This window comes from Streptomyces sp. NPDC037054 (assembly GCF_055606745.1).
The window spans coordinates 55,785-70,265 of record NZ_JBVJSJ010000011.1; the positions used below are offsets into that span (position 1 = coordinate 55,785).

General features: G+C 71.9%; 17 protein-coding genes. 9 read left to right on the forward strand and 8 right to left on the reverse strand.

Annotation, left to right across the window (positions count from 1 at the left end):
* Positions 1-93: 93 nt before the first annotated feature.
* Positions 94-1,587 (forward strand): GTPase HflX, encoded by a 1,494-nt coding sequence (gene hflX / locus ACZ7D7_RS24855; RefSeq protein WP_470827061.1) that lies wholly within the window; start codon positions 94-96, stop codon positions 1,585-1,587.
* Between the two features lie 73 nt (positions 1,588-1,660).
* Here the strand turns inward: hflX and ACZ7D7_RS24860 are convergent, their stop codons facing one another.
* Entirely contained in the window at positions 1,661-2,866 is a 1,206-nt protein-coding gene (locus ACZ7D7_RS24860; protein WP_470827063.1) for a trypsin-like serine peptidase, read from the reverse strand.
* An 85-nt stretch (positions 2,867-2,951) separates the two neighbouring features.
* A complete protein-coding gene (locus tag ACZ7D7_RS24865) occupies positions 2,952-4,178 on the reverse strand; it encodes a trypsin-like serine peptidase (protein ID WP_470827064.1) in 1,227 nt (408 codons plus the stop codon).
* Between the two features lie 235 nt (positions 4,179-4,413).
* Between ACZ7D7_RS24865 and ACZ7D7_RS24870 the strand changes: the two genes are divergently transcribed.
* Genes ACZ7D7_RS24870 through ACZ7D7_RS24880 form a run of 3 tightly spaced genes read left to right on the forward strand, consistent with a single transcriptional unit; the run spans position 4,414 to position 5,790 of the window.
* Complete coding sequence (locus tag ACZ7D7_RS24870) at positions 4,414-4,737, forward strand: LysR family transcriptional regulator (RefSeq protein ID WP_470827065.1); 324 nt, start codon at positions 4,414-4,416, stop codon at positions 4,735-4,737.
* Positions 4,738-4,784: 47 nt separating this feature from the next.
* Entirely contained in the window at positions 4,785-5,003 is a 219-nt protein-coding gene (locus tag ACZ7D7_RS24875) for an MbtH family protein (protein WP_470827066.1), read from the forward strand.
* Positions 5,004-5,007: 4 nt separating this feature from the next.
* Positions 5,008-5,790, forward strand: coding sequence for a thioesterase II family protein (locus tag ACZ7D7_RS24880; RefSeq protein WP_470827068.1), 783 nt, complete (start codon positions 5,008-5,010; stop codon positions 5,788-5,790).
* Positions 5,791-5,904: 114 nt separating this feature from the next.
* Here the strand turns inward: ACZ7D7_RS24880 and ACZ7D7_RS24885 are convergent, their stop codons facing one another.
* The 3 genes from ACZ7D7_RS24885 to ACZ7D7_RS24895 form a co-directional block, all read right to left on the reverse strand.
* Positions 5,905-6,864, reverse strand: a complete 960-nt coding sequence (locus tag ACZ7D7_RS24885; protein ID WP_470827070.1) for a hypothetical protein — start codon at positions 6,862-6,864, stop codon at positions 5,905-5,907.
* Positions 6,865-6,934: 70 nt separating this feature from the next.
* Positions 6,935-7,960: a beta-ketoacyl synthase N-terminal-like domain-containing protein gene (locus tag ACZ7D7_RS24890; RefSeq protein ID WP_470827071.1), complete on the reverse strand. Its 1,026-nt coding sequence runs from the start codon at positions 7,958-7,960 to the stop codon at positions 6,935-6,937.
* The gene (locus tag ACZ7D7_RS24895; RefSeq protein WP_470827072.1) at positions 7,957-9,111 is read right to left on the reverse strand and encodes a beta-ketoacyl-[acyl-carrier-protein] synthase family protein; all 1,155 of its coding nucleotides are present in this window, start codon (positions 9,109-9,111) and stop codon (positions 7,957-7,959) included. Before ACZ7D7_RS24895 ends, ACZ7D7_RS24890 begins: the two co-directional genes overlap by 4 nt.
* A gap of 278 nt (positions 9,112-9,389) precedes the next feature.
* Between ACZ7D7_RS24895 and ACZ7D7_RS24900 the strand changes: the two genes are divergently transcribed.
* The 5 genes from ACZ7D7_RS24900 to ACZ7D7_RS24920 are packed head-to-tail and all read left to right on the forward strand — an operon-like array spanning position 9,390 to position 11,848.
* Entirely contained in the window at positions 9,390-9,641 is a 252-nt protein-coding gene (locus ACZ7D7_RS24900; protein WP_470827073.1) for an acyl carrier protein, read from the forward strand.
* Positions 9,641-10,000 carry a DsrE family protein gene (locus tag ACZ7D7_RS24905; protein ID WP_470827074.1) on the forward strand — a complete coding sequence of 120 codons (360 nt, stop codon included), beginning with the start codon at positions 9,641-9,643 and terminating at the stop codon, positions 9,998-10,000. Before ACZ7D7_RS24900 ends, ACZ7D7_RS24905 begins: the two co-directional genes overlap by 1 nt.
* Complete coding sequence (locus ACZ7D7_RS24910) at positions 10,000-10,410, forward strand: hypothetical protein (protein ID WP_470827075.1); 411 nt, start codon at positions 10,000-10,002, stop codon at positions 10,408-10,410. The genes ACZ7D7_RS24905 and ACZ7D7_RS24910 overlap by 1 nt, the downstream gene beginning before the upstream one ends.
* Positions 10,410-10,823 (forward strand): hypothetical protein, encoded by a 414-nt coding sequence (locus ACZ7D7_RS24915; RefSeq protein ID WP_470827076.1) that lies wholly within the window; start codon positions 10,410-10,412, stop codon positions 10,821-10,823. Before ACZ7D7_RS24910 ends, ACZ7D7_RS24915 begins: the two co-directional genes overlap by 1 nt.
* The gene (locus ACZ7D7_RS24920; RefSeq protein WP_470827077.1) at positions 10,820-11,848 is read left to right on the forward strand and encodes an ApeI family dehydratase; all 1,029 of its coding nucleotides are present in this window, start codon (positions 10,820-10,822) and stop codon (positions 11,846-11,848) included. Before ACZ7D7_RS24915 ends, ACZ7D7_RS24920 begins: the two co-directional genes overlap by 4 nt.
* A gap of 75 nt (positions 11,849-11,923) precedes the next feature.
* Here ACZ7D7_RS24920 and ACZ7D7_RS24925 read toward each other — a convergent pair whose 3' ends face one another.
* The 3 genes from ACZ7D7_RS24925 to ACZ7D7_RS24935 form a co-directional block, all read right to left on the reverse strand.
* On the reverse strand, positions 11,924-12,724 hold the full coding sequence (locus ACZ7D7_RS24925) for a hypothetical protein (protein ID WP_470827078.1): 801 nt from the start codon (positions 12,722-12,724) through the stop codon (positions 11,924-11,926).
* A 157-nt stretch (positions 12,725-12,881) separates the two neighbouring features.
* Positions 12,882-13,079 (reverse strand): ferredoxin, encoded by a 198-nt coding sequence (locus tag ACZ7D7_RS24930; protein ID WP_470827290.1) that lies wholly within the window; start codon positions 13,077-13,079, stop codon positions 12,882-12,884.
* 5 nt (positions 13,080-13,084) lie between these two features.
* On the reverse strand, positions 13,085-14,308 hold the full coding sequence (locus tag ACZ7D7_RS24935) for a cytochrome P450 (RefSeq protein WP_470827079.1): 1,224 nt from the start codon (positions 14,306-14,308) through the stop codon (positions 13,085-13,087).
* Positions 14,309-14,481: the final 173 nt, after the last annotated feature.

A 14,481-nucleotide genomic window follows, 5' to 3' on the forward strand; every position in this document is an offset into this window, starting at 1 on the left:
GCGGCGCGGCCGGACCGCGCCCCGCGGGTGCCGGGAATCTCCCGGGGTACCCGTACGTTGTGACGTGTAGATCCCCATCGACGTAAGGACCCAATGACCTCCTCTTCTTCCCCTTCCCAGGACACCAAGCGCCTCGCGCACGACCACCCCGAAGGTCTTCGGGCCGATGCCCTGATGGAAGAGGACGTCGCCTGGAGCCACGAGATCGACGGAGAGCGGGACGGCGACCAGCTCGACCGCTCCGAGCGCGCGGCTCTGCGCCGCGTGGCGGGCCTCTCCACCGAGCTCGAGGACGTCACCGAGGTCGAGTACCGGCAGCTCCGCCTGGAGCGCGTCGTGCTCGTCGGCGTCTGGACCACGGGCACCGCGCGCGACGCGGACAACTCCCTCGCGGAGCTCGCCGCCCTCGCGGAGACCGCCGGCGCCCTCGTGCTCGACGGCGTGATCCAGCGTCGCAGCGAGCCCGACGCGGCCACCTACATCGGCTCCGGCAAGGCCGTCGAGCTGCGCGACATCGTGCTCGAGACGGGCGCGGACACCGTCATCTGCGACGGTGAGCTCAGCCCCGGCCAGCTGATCCACCTCGAGGACGTCGTCAAGGTCAAGGTCATCGACCGCACGGCCCTGATCCTGGACATCTTCGCCCAGCACGCCAAGTCCCGTGAGGGCAAGGCGCAGGTCGCCCTCGCGCAGATGCAGTACATGCTGCCGAGGCTGCGCGGCTGGGGTCAGTCGCTGTCCCGGCAGATGGGCGGCGGCAAGGGCGGCGGCCTCGCCACCCGTGGTCCCGGTGAGACCAAGATCGAGACGGACCGGCGCCGGATCCGCGAGAAGATGGCGAAGATGCGCCGGGAGATCGCGGACATGAAGACCGGCCGCGACATCAAGCGCCAGGAGCGCCGGCGCAACAAGGTGCCCTCGGTGGCCATCGCCGGCTACACCAACGCCGGGAAGTCCTCGCTGCTCAACCGCCTCACGGGCGCGGGCGTCCTGGTGGAGAACGCCCTGTTCGCGACCCTCGACCCGACCGTGCGCCGGGCCGAGACGCCGAGCGGACGGCTCTACACGCTGGCCGACACGGTCGGCTTCGTGCGCCATCTGCCGCACCACCTGGTCGAGGCGTTCCGCTCCACGATGGAGGAGGTCGGCGACTCCGACCTGATCCTGCACGTGGTGGACGGCTCGCACCCCGACCCGGAGGAGCAGCTGGCGGCCGTGCGCGAGGTGATCAGGGACGTCGGCGCCACCGGCGTGCCCGAGATCGTCGTGATCAACAAGGCCGACGCGGCGGACCCGCTGACGCTCCAGCGGCTGATGCGGATCGAGAAGCGCTCGATCGCGGTGTCGGCCCGCACCGGCCAGGGCATCGAGGAACTCCTCGCCCTGATCGACAACGAACTGCCCCGCCCGTCGGTCGAGATCGAGGCGCTCGTGCCGTACACGCAGGGCAAGCTGGTCGCGCGCGCCCACGACGAGGGCGAGGTGATCTCCGAGGAGCACACCCCGGAGGGCACCCTGCTCAAGGCGCGGGTGCACGAGGAACTGGCGGCGGACCTCACGCCGTACGTCCCGGCGCCGCTCGCCTGACCGGCCACCGCACACACGGGAAAGGCCCGCCCCCTGCCGAGCAGGGAGCGGGCCTTTCCCGTGGCGCGTGCGGTCACTGGCCGCCGTAGGTCTTGCTCATGTTCTGGTAGAGCGACTCGGCGTCGCGGCCCAGCTGCGGGCCGGCGAGCCAGGTGTTGTCGGCCGGGCCGATCGACGTGTTCGAGACCAGCTTCGTCTCGCCGTCCACCACCCGGAACCAGCCGCCGCCGGACGAACCGCCGGTCATGGTGCAGCCGATGCGGTACATCGTCGGCAGGCTCGGGCTCAGCGAGAAGCGGCCCGGCCGGTCGACGCACTTGAACATCTTCAGGCCGTTGTACGGCGGCGCCGCCGGGTAGCCCCAGGCGCCCATCTGGCCGGCCTCGGTGGCCGACGGAGCGGTGAAGTCGACGTCCAGCGCGTTGCCGACCGTCTCCTCCAGGGACTTGGCGCCCTGCTCCGGCTTCACGTGCAGCACGGCGTAGTCGTACGCGGCGCCCGCGCCGCCCGTCTCCGAGCCGCCCTCGATCCAGCCGTTCGACGTCGAGGCCCAGTCCGCCCACCAGTTGCCGTACGGGGCGATCTCGGCGGAGTTCGCGTTGCCGAGGTCCGCCTCGGACTTGCCGAGGTCGTTGTACGCCGGCACGAAGACGATGTTGCGGTACCAGCCGCCGTTGCCGCCGGCGTGCACGCAGTGGCCGGCCGTCCACACCAGGTTGGACTTGCCCGGGTGGTTGACGTCCTTGATGACGGTGCCGGAGCAGACCATCGAGCCCTGCGGGCCGTCGAAGAAGACCTTCCCGACAGGCGCCGCGTGGTCGTGGTACGGCGTCTTCTCGGGCGTGGCCTCGACGGGCGCCGGGTCGGGGTCGCTGACGCCCTGGTCCGCGGCGGTGTCCTTCGTCGAGATCGTCTTGTCGGCCTCCTTCGCGGACTTCATCCGGTCGGGCTTCCACAGCCCTTCGATCACCGGGTTGACGAAGTCCTTGGCCTCACTGAGCCACTTGTCCTTGTCCCAGTCCTTCCAGCCGCCGTCCTTCCACTGGTCGGCGTCGATGCCGTGCTCCTTGAGCCGGTCCGCGAGGTCGGCCGGCAGCTCGGCCTTGCCGTCGCCGGCGTCGGCGGCCTGCGAGGTGGTGGCGTCGGGCTTGCCGCTCGCCGAGTCCTCGGTGCCGCCGCAGGCGGTCGCGGTGAGCGCCAGGGCCGCGACGAGCCCGGCGGCGGTGAGGACGGAGCGCCGCCCGCGCCCGGTGGCGACGGACGTACGTGTGGAACGCATCGTGAGATGACCCCCGTTGGAGCGTGCGTGTGTGCTGTGGTGGTTGCTTCGGTGCGACGGCCGGCGTGCGGCCGTACGAAAGGGCCTAGCGGCCCGCGAACTTGCCGCTGACGGAGTCGAAGACGCCCTTCGCCTCGTCGCCGAGCCGCGGTCCGGCCAGCCAGCCGCCGGTGATCGGGCCGATCGAGGTGTTGGACACCAGGGCGGGCCTGCCGTCCGAGCCCGTGGCGACCCAGCCGCCGCCGGACGAACCGCCGGTCATGGTGCAGCCGATGCGGTACATCGTCGGGTCGGAAGCGGTCAGCGACAGCCGGCCCGGCTTGTCCTGGCACTGGTACAGCTTCTGGCCGTCGTAGGGCGCCGCCGCCGGGTAGCCGGTCGCCGTCAGGCTCTCGATCTCCGGCACGGCCGGGGCCTTGAAGTCCACCGGGAGGGCCGAACCGACCGTCTCCTCCAGGGACTTGCCGTTGCCGCCCTTCTCCGGCGTGACGTGGATGACCGCGAAGTCGTACGCGGCGCCGTCGCCGCCGGTCGCGCCGCCCTGCTCGATCCACTGGTCGGAGGTCTGCGCCCAGTCGCCCCACCAGACGCCGTAGGGAGCGACCTCCTCCTTCTTGGCGTTCTGGAGTTCCTCGGCCGACTTGCCCGCGTCGTTGTACGACGGCACGAAGGCGATGTTGCGGTACCAGCCGCCCTCCTTGCCGGCGTGCACGCAGTGGCCGGCCGTCCACACCATGTTGGACTTGCCGGGGTTGGCCGGGTCCGCGACGACGGTCGCGGAGCAGACCATCGTGCCCTTGGGGGAGTCGAAGAAGACCTTGCCCGCGGTCGGGACGCCGGCGTGGTACGACGGCTGCACGGCGGACGCGCGCACGGGGTCCGGCTCGGGGTCGGTCACGCCCTGGTCGCCGGAGATGTCACCGTCGTCGACGCTCTGGTCGGGCTCCTCCGCGTCCCGCATGCGGTCCGGGTCCCAGAGGTCCTCGATGATGGGGTTGACGTAGTCCTGCGCCTCGCGGAGCCAGTCGTCCTTGTCCCAGTTCTTCCAGGCGCCGTCCCGCCACTTGTCGAGATCGATCCCGTGTTCCTTGAGACGGTCCTTCAGGTCGTCCGGGATCTTGATCTTGCCGTCGTCCGCGGCGGCGGAGGCGGAGGCGGAGGCCGCGGCGCTCGCGTCGGCGTCGCCCGACTCGCAGGCCGTGGCGGTGAGCACGAGGGCCGAGGCGAGCGCGAGCGCGCCCAGGGCGGGAGAGGTCCGGCGGCGACCGCCGCTTCCTCTGCGCGGTGTGACGGACGGCCGTATGGAACGCATGGTGCTGACTCCCCCTGATGTGGATCGGAACGGCCCACACACTATGCGGTCGCTGTGGGGGACTTCCGATGGAACGGCAACGGTTCGGCTACAGGCCCGACCCGGTGGAGGACCCCCGTGGCCCGTGCAGCTTCCTGAAAGACCCGGGGGAGGGCGAGTTGGGGATAGGTAGCGTGCTGCGTACGGCGGTTTTGTGGTCGGGTTCTGCCGTGGAATGACCACACGTGGGGGCAGGATGCACGAGCGCGAGTTCCGGGCATTTGTTGTGATCGCGGAAACCGGGCGCATGGATGTCGCGGCGCGGAAACTGGGTTATTCCCAGCCCGCCATCACCTATCAGGTAAAGCGTCTGGAAGAGTCCCTCGGTTTCAAGCTGTTCACCCGGCATCCCAGTGGTGTGCGGCTGACCGCGAACGGGCGGATGATCCTGCCGTCGGTCCGTGCGGTGCTCCTGCTGATCGAGAGCATTCGTGAGACGCAGAGCCTGCCCGGCGAATGCGGCGACCAGGAAATTCCGGAAGAGAAAGCTCTGCCCGTCCTCGGGCAGTACAGCGCCTGACGACGCCGGTCAGGGAACGACATGCGACCTTGCTTGGAGAGTGGACGATGAGCACCAATCCTTTCGAGGACAACGACGCCCAGTACCGCGTGCTGGTCAACGACGAGGGCCAGCACTCGCTGTGGCCGGCGTTCGCCGAGGTCCCGGCGGGCTGGACGGTGGCGCACCCCGAGGACAGCCGCCAGGCCTGCCTCGACTACGTCAACGAGCACTGGACCGACATGCGTCCGCTCAGCCTGGTCCGCCAGATGGAAGGCGCCAAGTAGGCCGGTGAGGGCGACGATCGTACAGACGGAGGCCGGTGCCGCCGTGCACCGGCCGCGGCCCCGGCCGCATGCCGAGCGGGTCCTGGTGTGCCTCAGCTACTGCGGCGGCGGCACGGCGCCCTTCCGGCAGTGGGCGGACGTCCTGCCGGACGACGTGGAACTGGCGCTGATCTGCTATCCCGGCCGGGAGTCCCGCTTCAACACCCCGTTCGCCCGGGACTGGAGGGACCTGCGCGACGACGTGGTGCGGGCCGCCGTCCGGTGCCTCGCCGACCGTCCCTACATCCTGTTCGGTCACAGCATGGGGTCGTGGGTGGCCTTCGAGACCGCGGCGGAACTCGAACGCCTCGGCCTCGCCGTGCCGTCGGCGCTGGTCGTGTCGGGCGGTGTGGCGCCGGGCAAGCGCCACGAGGTGCGCGACACCGTCCCGCGCTCGGACGACAGCGCCGACGCGCTGGTGCGGTGGATGCGTGACCTCGGGCAGATGTCCGCGGTCGTCGCCAACGAACCGGAACTCGTGAAGATCGCCGTGGATCTGCTGCGGGCGGACCTCGCGGTGTCCGAGTCCTACAAGTACGCCGAGGGCTCGCGGGTGTCCATCCCGCTGCGGGTGCTCTACGGCACCGAGGACGCCGCGCCGTTCGCCGACGTCGAGCGGCACTGGCGGCCCCTGACGGAGGGTCCGTTCCAGGCGGTGGAACTGCCCGGCGGGCACTTCTACACGCCCGACGTGTGGTCCAGGCTGCCCGAGTGGTGCACCCTGCCCGTCCCGGGCGCGGGCCCCTGAGGCCACCCGCTCGTCCCGCGAACGGCACCGCCGTGCGGCTTCCTCCACTTCCCGGGGAGGCAACCGCACGGCGGTGCCGCTTCGTTGGGGCACGTCCGGCCGGGTGGGACCGCGTCAGTCCTGGTCGCGCAGCGCGCGCCGGCGGTCGTGCAGGACCAGCAGCAGCACCGTGCCCATCAGCACGCCGAGGACCGCGCTGACGTCCCGCGCCAGCGCGCCCGCGATGGGGAGTTCGGGGGAGGGCTGCTGCATGTCGGTGAGGGTGAGCAGGTTGTAGACGGCGTACGAGAACAGCATTCCCGACGACACCCACGCCGCGGCCATCGGCGCGAGGAAGCCGCGCGCGCCGCGCTGCGAGGTGAGCACGAGGAGGCCCCACGCCCCGGCGAGCGCCCAGACGGCCGTGCTCACCGACAGCATGTGCCACCACAGGTCGCGGCGGTCCAGCTCGCCGGAGTCCAGGCCGAGGGTGCCGCCCGCCGCCCAGAAGATCTTGACGCAGGCGAGCAGGACACAGCCGACGGCGGCCAGCCTGGCCAGCGTCGTCTGCAACTGCCGTGTCCCGCCGACCGGTTCGGGACAGGCGAGCGGGCCGCCGAGGGCCTCCGGCCAGCGCGCCTTGGCGTAGCCGGCGAGGGCGACCGGCAGGCCGACGCCGACGCCGACCAGCGAGATCATCACGAGGATCTGCTCGTAGATCCAGAAGTCCGGGGAGCCGGCCTCCTGGTCGCGGTTCATGGCGGCCGGGCCGAGCACCGGCGCCAGCAGCAGCATCGGCACCAGCAGCCCGGTGCCCACCCACACCGGCAGGGCCACCAGCCAGGCGGGCAGCCGCTCGCCCCAGGGCCGGGAGAACGCCATGGCCAGCACGATGCCGACGGCGGCGAGGAACGCGGTCGCCGCGTTGATCGCCCGCCAGTCCGCGCCGCCCATTTCCTCGGTCGGAATGAAGAAACCGAAAGTCCAGACGATTTTGATAAGCAGGTACGGGGTCACCGCTATCGCGGCTCCGAGCCCGCCGATTCTGCGGAACCTGGTCAATCGGTCGGTCGGCTGTTCTGCCCTGACTGTCATGTCAAGCACGATATCGGGGCGTCGCTCGGCCGGTCAAAGTGCTCCGGGTATCGCTGCGAATACCCGGCACTCAGATGAATTCCCGCCCAACGGGCTCTCCCAGGCCTATTGCGGTGAGATGCCCGGTTTCCGATACGGATATCACCAGTGCGGGTCCGCCCGCGCGGGCCGCGCCGACGAGGTCGAGCACTCCCGACACCGCGCAGTGCCGCGCCTCCCGGATCTCGGCGGCCGAGTTGCGCACCGCGACCCCGGCGTCGGCGAGGGCCTTCGCGACGATGTCGCCGACCGCTGCCGCGAGCGGCACGGCGGCGGCCGGTCCGCCGACCACCAGCCGTACGGTGTCCGCGCCGCGGGCCAGCGCGGCGACCCGCGTCCCGGTCGCGGCGAGCGCGGCCGGGTCGGGCACGCCGTCGGGGCCCGGCGCGAGGAAGCGGGACAGCGCCCCGGTGACCACGGCGAGCGGGCCGGGGCCGTCGGCCGGGCCCTCGCCCGGGCCCTCGGCCGCGCTGCCGTTCACGTTGCCGTTCGCGCTGTCGGCCGCGCGCAGGACGAGCGCCGCGGCGGCGTCGTACTCCCCGGCGGCGCCGTGGTCCCGCGGCGCCTGGTCGGTCGCGGCGGCCACCACCCGGTCGGCGCGGCCGGTGCGCAGCGCGGTCACCGCGAACTGCACGGCCTCCAGACCGGCCGTCACCGGGTTGGTCAGCGTCACCGAGAACGCGCGGGCCCCGGTGCTGATGGCGAGCTGGCTGCCCGGCGTGTTCATCGAGAAGCCCGGCACCTCGGCGGGGCTGATGCCGTGCACGCCGTCGGTGGTCAGCACGGCGTCCATCCGCCGGTGCACGCGGGTGATCGCGTACTGCGTGCCGGTGACCACGCCGAACCGCTCGGCTTCCGCACCGGCCAGCGGCGGGTCGTCGTGCCGTCGGCCGAGCGCCTGGTTGCCGGCTGCCAGCAGGTACCGGGTGGCCGGGCTGAAGTACTTCCAGCCGCGCCGGCCCAGATGGGCGGCCGGGTCGAACCAGTGCGGGGCGTCGGCCGCGGTGGGCACGGGCTCCTCGGTGACGGCGGCGGCCGCCGTGATCAGGATCGTCATGCGGCGGCCCGCCAGGCGAGCACCGCGTTGTTCCCGCCGAAGCCCGTGCCGCTGACCAGCACCGAAGGACGGGCCAGCGGCACGGGGGCGTGCAGCGGGACCGTCAGCGGGCAGTCGGGGTCGAGGGTGGCGACATGGGCGTTGGGCGGCACGAGACCGTGGCGCAGGATGAGTGTGGCGATCACGCAGCCGAACACCCCGGCCGCGCCCGCCGTGTGGCCGGTGACCGCCTTCGGCGCGTAGCCGGGGACCGCGCCGCCGTCCCCGCAGGCGGCGGTCACGGCCGCGCCGATCGCGGTGGCCTCCACGGCGTCGTTGCCCGCCACGCCGGCCCGGTGCAGCACGGCGGCGCCCGGCGCCTCGGCGGCGCCGGCCAGGGCCTGGGCCGCCGACCGGCGCAGCTGCTCACCGGACGGCTCCGGGGCCATCGGGTGGTGGGCGTCGCAGGTCCAGCCCTGCCCGGCGAGTTCGGCCAGCGCGGGCCTGCCGCGCCGCCGGGCGGAGTCGGCGGACTCCAGCACCAGGGCGGCGGCTCCCTCACCGGTGACCATGCCCGCGCGGTCGGTGTCGAAGGGCCGGCAGCACTCGCCGTCCAGCAGCCCGAACCGCTGGAGCGTGCCGACGGCGACGCGCGAGAAGGCGTCTCCGCCGCACGCGACGACGACGTCGGCCTGGCCCGTCTCGATCAGCTCGACGGCCCAGCCGACGGCGTAGGCGCCCGCGGAGCAGGCGGTGGAAAGGGTCTGGCCGGGTCCGCCGATGCCGAACCGCGCCGCGACCGAGGCGGCGACGTGATGGGTGGCGGGGCGCGGGTCCCCGGCGCCGGGGCGCTCGGCAAGGTCGATGTCGCCCAGCGAGGTGCCCACGCTCAGCCCGGCGTCGAACAGGTCGTCGCGGCTCAGTCCCGCCTCCGCCACGGCCTCCGCGACCGCGGCCGTCACCAGCGCGCTGGTCCGCCCGGGCGGCGTGCCGTCGGCGCCCGCCGGGTCGGCGTCGCCGGACACCGCGTACAGATGCGGCCGGGTCGGCAGGCCGCACATCTCCGGCGCGGGCTCCGGGCGCCGGTCGGCGCGCAGCAGCCCCTCCCACAGGGCGTCGGTTCCGCTGCCGAAGCAGCTCACCGCGCCCAGCCCCGTGACCACCACCGTCACCTGTGCACCTCGCTGTTCGCTCTTTACCGACGCGCGGCACAATGGCCGACGCCTTTCAGGATGCATTCACGAAAGAACGGGCCCCGCGACCCTTGCAAGTACCTGCAGCAATCAGCCCGGCGCCTCGTCACGTCCGGAACGCTGACCTAGCATCGCCGAGGCTCAGAAGTTTCATGTGAGCTCAAGAGTTTTCACGCGATTTCCGGGGCTCGAAGAACGAGCGTCTCCGAGCGCCTCGAAACACATCGCGTGAATTGGCCCGAGGAAAGGGAATTCCGGTGAGTGCCGAAACCACGCTGGATGTGTCGGAGCTTCGGGAGCTGGTGGCGGACACGCTGGATGTCGAGGAGTCGACGCTGACCGACGACATCCTCCTCATCGAGGAACTGGGCGTCGACTCCGTCGTGGCCCTGGAGCTCGCGGTCACCCTGGAGCAGCGCTTCGGGATCAAGATCCCCGAGGAGGAGCTGGGCACGGTCCGCCGCTTCCCCGACATCCTCGACCTGCTGAGCCGGAAGCTGGGCGGTTGATGACCGCGCCGGCCACCCGCGGCACCACGCCCCGCCTCTCCTACCTCATGATCGAGAGCAAGGGGAACTGGGCGGGGCCCAACGCGGGCACCTTTCTCCTGGACGCCGCGGTGCTCGCCGAGGCCGGCCACCACGTGCGGGTCTTCCTCGTGGAGGACGGCGTGCTGACCGCCGTGGGCACCGCGTCCGCCGAGATCGAGCGGCTGGCCGCGGCCGGCGCCGAGATCCTCGTCGACGACTTCTCGGCGGCGCAGCGCGCGCTGTCCGCCACCACGCTGTCCCCGCACGCCAAGATCGTCGGCATGGACGTCGTCGCCGCCGCGCTCGCCGAGGACGACTGCCGGGGGGTGTGGCACTGATGGCCGGCATGGAACGCCGCATGTGGGACCTGCTGCTGATCCTGACGGCCGCCCCGCACTCCAGCGACGTCGTCACCTCGGCGCTGCGCCTGTCCCAGGCGACGCTCGACCGGGGCGGCTCGGTGCGCATCTGGGCGTGCGGCTACGCCACGATGCTGACCCAGGACACCTTCGGGGACACCAAGCTGCCCAACACGCGTGACCCGCAGGGCCATTACCCGTCCCCGTCGGCGATCGTCCAGCGGATGATCACCGACGCCGGGGGCCGCTTCGCCTGGATCGGCTGCACCGCGTGCACCGAAGAGCGCGGCGCCGTCCACCACGTCCCGCAGGTCCGGCACCGCTCCCCGCTGCGGCTCGCGGCGACCATCGCCGGCGCCCGGCAGACCCTTTACCTCGGAGGGGCCTGATGACCACCACCGCCCGCACCCGGCAGGGCCCGCCTGTGCTGTGCGTCCTGGACCGCGCCTACCGGGGCGCGGTCGAGGCGCAGTTCTTCCACGCCCTGTACGGACTGCTCGACCTGCACGACCAGTTCGAGCGGGTGGACGTCGCGCTGCGCGGCGCGGCGGTCACGATGGCCGTCGAGGAGGACGTGTACCGGCCGTCGGTGCGGCTCGGCACGATGGAGCTCGACACGCTGCCCGACTACCGCGGCTCCGTGCGCGACCTGCTCGCCGAGGACTTCACCGTCTTCGTGGACCGGGCCGCGGTGACGGCCCTCGGCTTCTCGCCGGAGCAGCTCGTGCCGGGGACCGTGTGCCTCGACTCCGCCGAACTGGCGCTGCGCTGGCCCGAGTACGACCAGGTGTGGTTCGTATGACCGGCGCCGCCTCCGTGACCCCGGGCGGGGTTCCCGCGTCCGGTCCGCGCACGTTCGCGGCGCCGCTGCGGGCGGTGGACCGGATCGAGGCGGGCGCCGACGGTCCCGAGCTGCGTTTCGCGCTGTTCAAGACCGTCGACCCCGAAGACCCGTACATGGCCGGGCACTTCCCCGGGCTCACGCTGCTGCCTGCCGTGTTCGTCCTGGAGGGGCTGCGGCAGGCGGTCACCTCCCTGGTCGGCGCCGACGAGCCGCTGAACCTGCTGGAGGTCCGCTCCGGGCGCTGGCTGGCGCCGATGCAGGGCGGTGACGAGATCCGCCTGGACGTCACCGCGGCCCCCGACGGCCCGGGCCGCTGGAAGGTGACCGCCGACGGCACCCGGCAGGACGGCACGCGCGTCGCGGCGGTGAAGGTGACGCTCGGCGACCGGGACGCGGTGCTCGCCGCGGGCCCGTCCGCCGAGGAGGCGCACCGGGAGCCGTCCGGCCCGTCCGCCGGTGAACGTGCCCCCGAGCCGGCCGGTGCGGTCGGGCCCGCCGGAGGAACCGGGCCCGACTACACCGGCATCCTGGACCTGCTGCCGGTGCGTCATCCGATGCTCCTGGTGGACCGGGTGGAGTCCCTCGACCCCGGCCGCGCCATCACCGTGGCCAAGGCGGTGTCCGGCTCCGAGCCCTGCTACCAGGGCCTTGACGACGGGCTGCCGCTGTCGCGCTACATGTATCCGAGGTCCCTGATGCTGGAGTCCTTCGGCCAGGCCTCCGTGCTGCTGTGGCTGTCCTCCGGCGCCGCCGCCGAGGGCGTGCGCGTGGCCGCGGCCTTCCGCGACTGCCGGTTCTTCGGCGAGGTGCGTCCCGGTGCCGTGCTGCGGCACGAGTCCCGGATCGACCGGCTGATGGCCGACAACGTCTTCGTGTCGGGCCGGACCTGGGACGGCGACCGGTGCGTGATGACGGTCGGCGCCCTCATCGGCTCCAGCCGGCCCCGCGCGCAGGTCGACCGCACGATGGCCGTCACCGTCTGACACCACCCCAGGAACCTCCCCAGCCCCGGCCCCCGCCCACCTCCCGGCGGGGGCCGGACCTGTGTGCGCGTGAGGTCAGGACGTCACGTACGCGCCGATGATCCCGCTGACCACCTCGGCGACCCGGCCGTCGCGCAGCATCTCGGCGTGCTCGACGTCGACGTCGACGTTCCGCCCGGCCAGCGCCGCGCCCTCGGAGGGCGTCCGGGAGCTGATGGCGGTGCCGGCGCGCCAGGCGACGGACGGGTCGATCTGCCGGGCGGCGTTCAGATAGGAGACGTAGGACCGGAACACGGCTACGAACTCGTCCAGCAGCTCGGTGTCCAGCTCCTCCCGCTCGAAGGCCGCGCCGGCCCGCTCCATGAAGATCCGGACCAGCACGTCGCCGTAGGCGGCGAAGTTACCGGCGTCCGCGCGTGCCGCGTCGGCCTCCTGCTGGGCGGCGGTCACCTCGTCGGGCGTCAGCACCGAGGCGAACTGGTTCATCATGGCGGCGAAGTCCCGGTACAGACCGGCCGGGGCGGGCACCTCGGGCTCGAACAGCACGAGGCGGGGCGCCTCGCCCTGCCGGGCGGCGATCCGCGCGGCGAGCTCACCGGCGAACACGCTGCCCGCGCAGTAGCCGAGCACGGCCCGCACGGTACGGCCGCTGCTCGCGGCCTCGCCGTCCCACAGCGCGAGGTAGTCCTCGGCCGGACGGCCGGTGGCGCCCGGCGGCTGCCGGGTCTCCCACAGGGCGAACGCCGGGTCGAGAGCCTTGGCGAGGTCGGAGAAGTCCGAGTCGGACCGCCCCGTGGTGGCGAAGTCGACGGCGAGCACCAGGTCGCCGCCCTGGCCGCCGGGGTTGAGTACTTTCCATCCGCTGAGCTGGGTCATGTGGGCTGTCCACTCCGGTCGGTCGGTGCGCGGTTCGGTGCGAGGCGCGAGCTGCGAGGTGCGAGGTGCGAGGGCGCCGTACGGGCCCTCAACGGCCGCGGGTCCGGCACCCCCGGGAAGGGGATGCCGGACCCGCGGCCCGGGGGACGGGGTCGGGCTAGCCGTCGATCATCCGGATGGCCTTCGACGGGCACAGGTACTCGACGACCTTGCGGGCGTCGTCCGCGGCCGGGCCGGACGGCGTCTCGTCCAGGAGCACGACCAGACCGTCGTCCTCCTGGTCGAAGACCGTCGGGGCGTGCAGCGTGCACAGCCCCGCCCCGATGCAGCGGTCCCGTTCGGCGATCAGCTTCATGCCGCTCACCAGCCGATGTTCAGCTTGTGCACCGGGGGCAGGCCGTCGATGAGCTCGATCGGCTCGTCGCTCTCGACCAGGTGCAGGTTCGGGAAGCGCTCGACCAGGCTGGTCAGACACAGCTCCAGCATCGCGCGCGCCACGTGCTGGCCGAGGCACTGGTGGACGCCGTAGCCGAACGCGAGGTGGTCGCGGGCGTCGCGGTGGATGTCGAAGACGTCCGGGTTCTCGTACTTCGACGGGTCGCGGTCGGCGAGGCCCTTGAGGACCAGGATGCCCTCGCCCGCCTTGATGGTGACGCCGTCGATCTCGACGTCCTCCAGGGCGACACGGGCGATGATCTCGTCGACGAGGCTGTAGTAACGCAGCACCTCGTCCACGGTCTTGGGCATCAGGCCCGGCATGTCGGCGCGCAGCTCCGCGAGCTGGTCCGGGTTCTCCACCAGCGCCTGGATGCCGAGCGCGATGCGGTTCACGATGAACTCGTAGCCCGCGAGGAGCAGCATCTTCGTCATCAGAGTCAGACCGTGGTGGTCGAACTCGTCCGTCTTGCCCGCACGCGTGATGAAGTTGCCGAGCATGTCGTCGGTCGGGTTGTTCTGCTTCTCGGTGACCAGCACCGCGAAGTACTTCATCAGCTCTTCGTTGGCGGCGAGCTTCTGGTCCATCGTGTACGAGTGGCGGGTGCCCACCATGATGGCCGCGTTCCGGGTGAAGATCTCCCGGTCGCCCTCGGGGATGCCGGCCAGCTCACAGATGACCTGGGCGGGGAAGGGCAGCGCCAGCGCCTGGACGAGGTCGGCGGGCGCGCCCTCGGCCTCCATCTTGTCCAGGTAGTAGTCGATCAGCTCCTGCATGCGCGGCTTGAGCTTCTCGGTGGCCTTGATGGTGAAGTCCGGCAGCGCCATCTGACGGACCCGGGTGTGACGCGGCGGGTCCATCGTCACCAGCAGGTTCTTGGCGTCCCGCGCGATCATGTCGAGCAGTTCCTGCGGCGCCGGGAACCGGATGGGGAACGTCGGGTGCGGCTCGACGCTGAAGCGGTTGTCGGCCAGCAGACGCTGGATGTGGTCGTGCTGCGCGACCAGCCACGCCTTGCTGCCGGACGGCATGGTCACCTGCGTCAGCGGGCGACCCTCCGGCAGTTGGTCGTACTCGGGCAGCAGCGGGTTGGGCCAGCCGCGAGGGGCGACGGGGCACGTCGCCACCTTGTCCACAGCGTCCGTCATGACGTTACCCCTTTATCTGTACGAGGTCATTTCCTGCGGGCCGATCCTAGGTACCGGCCCGCAATGGACGGAGCTGCTTGCCGCTAGCTGCAGACGAGTCGATTCGAAGAACCTGAATTCTCTTGGATGAGCGGGGTTTCCGGAAAATGCACCGGCCCGCGACAACGTTTATC

Excerpts from the sequence above, each read along its gene's own strand:
- hflX (WP_470827061.1), top strand. The coding sequence starts at position 94 with ATGACCTCCTCTTCTTCCCCTTCCCAGGACACCAAGCGCCTCGCGCAC.
- ACZ7D7_RS24860 (WP_470827063.1), bottom strand. The coding sequence starts at position 2,866 with ATGCGTTCCACACGTACGTCCGTCGCCACCGGGCGCGGGCGGCGCTCC.
- ACZ7D7_RS24865 (WP_470827064.1), bottom strand. The coding sequence starts at position 4,178 with ATGCGTTCCATACGGCCGTCCGTCACACCGCGCAGAGGAAGCGGCGGT.
- ACZ7D7_RS24870 (WP_470827065.1), top strand. The coding sequence starts at position 4,414 with ATGCACGAGCGCGAGTTCCGGGCATTTGTTGTGATCGCGGAAACCGGG.
- ACZ7D7_RS24875 (WP_470827066.1), top strand. The coding sequence starts at position 4,785 with ATGAGCACCAATCCTTTCGAGGACAACGACGCCCAGTACCGCGTGCTG.
- ACZ7D7_RS24885 (WP_470827070.1), bottom strand. The coding sequence starts at position 6,864 with ATGACAGTCAGGGCAGAACAGCCGACCGACCGATTGACCAGGTTCCGC.
- ACZ7D7_RS24890 (WP_470827071.1), bottom strand. The coding sequence starts at position 7,960 with ATGACGATCCTGATCACGGCGGCCGCCGCCGTCACCGAGGAGCCCGTG.
- ACZ7D7_RS24905 (WP_470827074.1), top strand. The coding sequence starts at position 9,641 with ATGACCGCGCCGGCCACCCGCGGCACCACGCCCCGCCTCTCCTACCTC.
- ACZ7D7_RS24910 (WP_470827075.1), top strand. The coding sequence starts at position 10,000 with ATGGCCGGCATGGAACGCCGCATGTGGGACCTGCTGCTGATCCTGACG.
- ACZ7D7_RS24915 (WP_470827076.1), top strand. The coding sequence starts at position 10,410 with ATGACCACCACCGCCCGCACCCGGCAGGGCCCGCCTGTGCTGTGCGTC.
- ACZ7D7_RS24920 (WP_470827077.1), top strand. The coding sequence starts at position 10,820 with ATGACCGGCGCCGCCTCCGTGACCCCGGGCGGGGTTCCCGCGTCCGGT.
- ACZ7D7_RS24925 (WP_470827078.1), bottom strand. The coding sequence starts at position 12,724 with ATGACCCAGCTCAGCGGATGGAAAGTACTCAACCCCGGCGGCCAGGGC.
- ACZ7D7_RS24930 (WP_470827290.1), bottom strand. The coding sequence starts at position 13,079 with ATGAAGCTGATCGCCGAACGGGACCGCTGCATCGGGGCGGGGCTGTGC.
- ACZ7D7_RS24935 (WP_470827079.1), bottom strand. The coding sequence starts at position 14,308 with ATGACGGACGCTGTGGACAAGGTGGCGACGTGCCCCGTCGCCCCTCGC.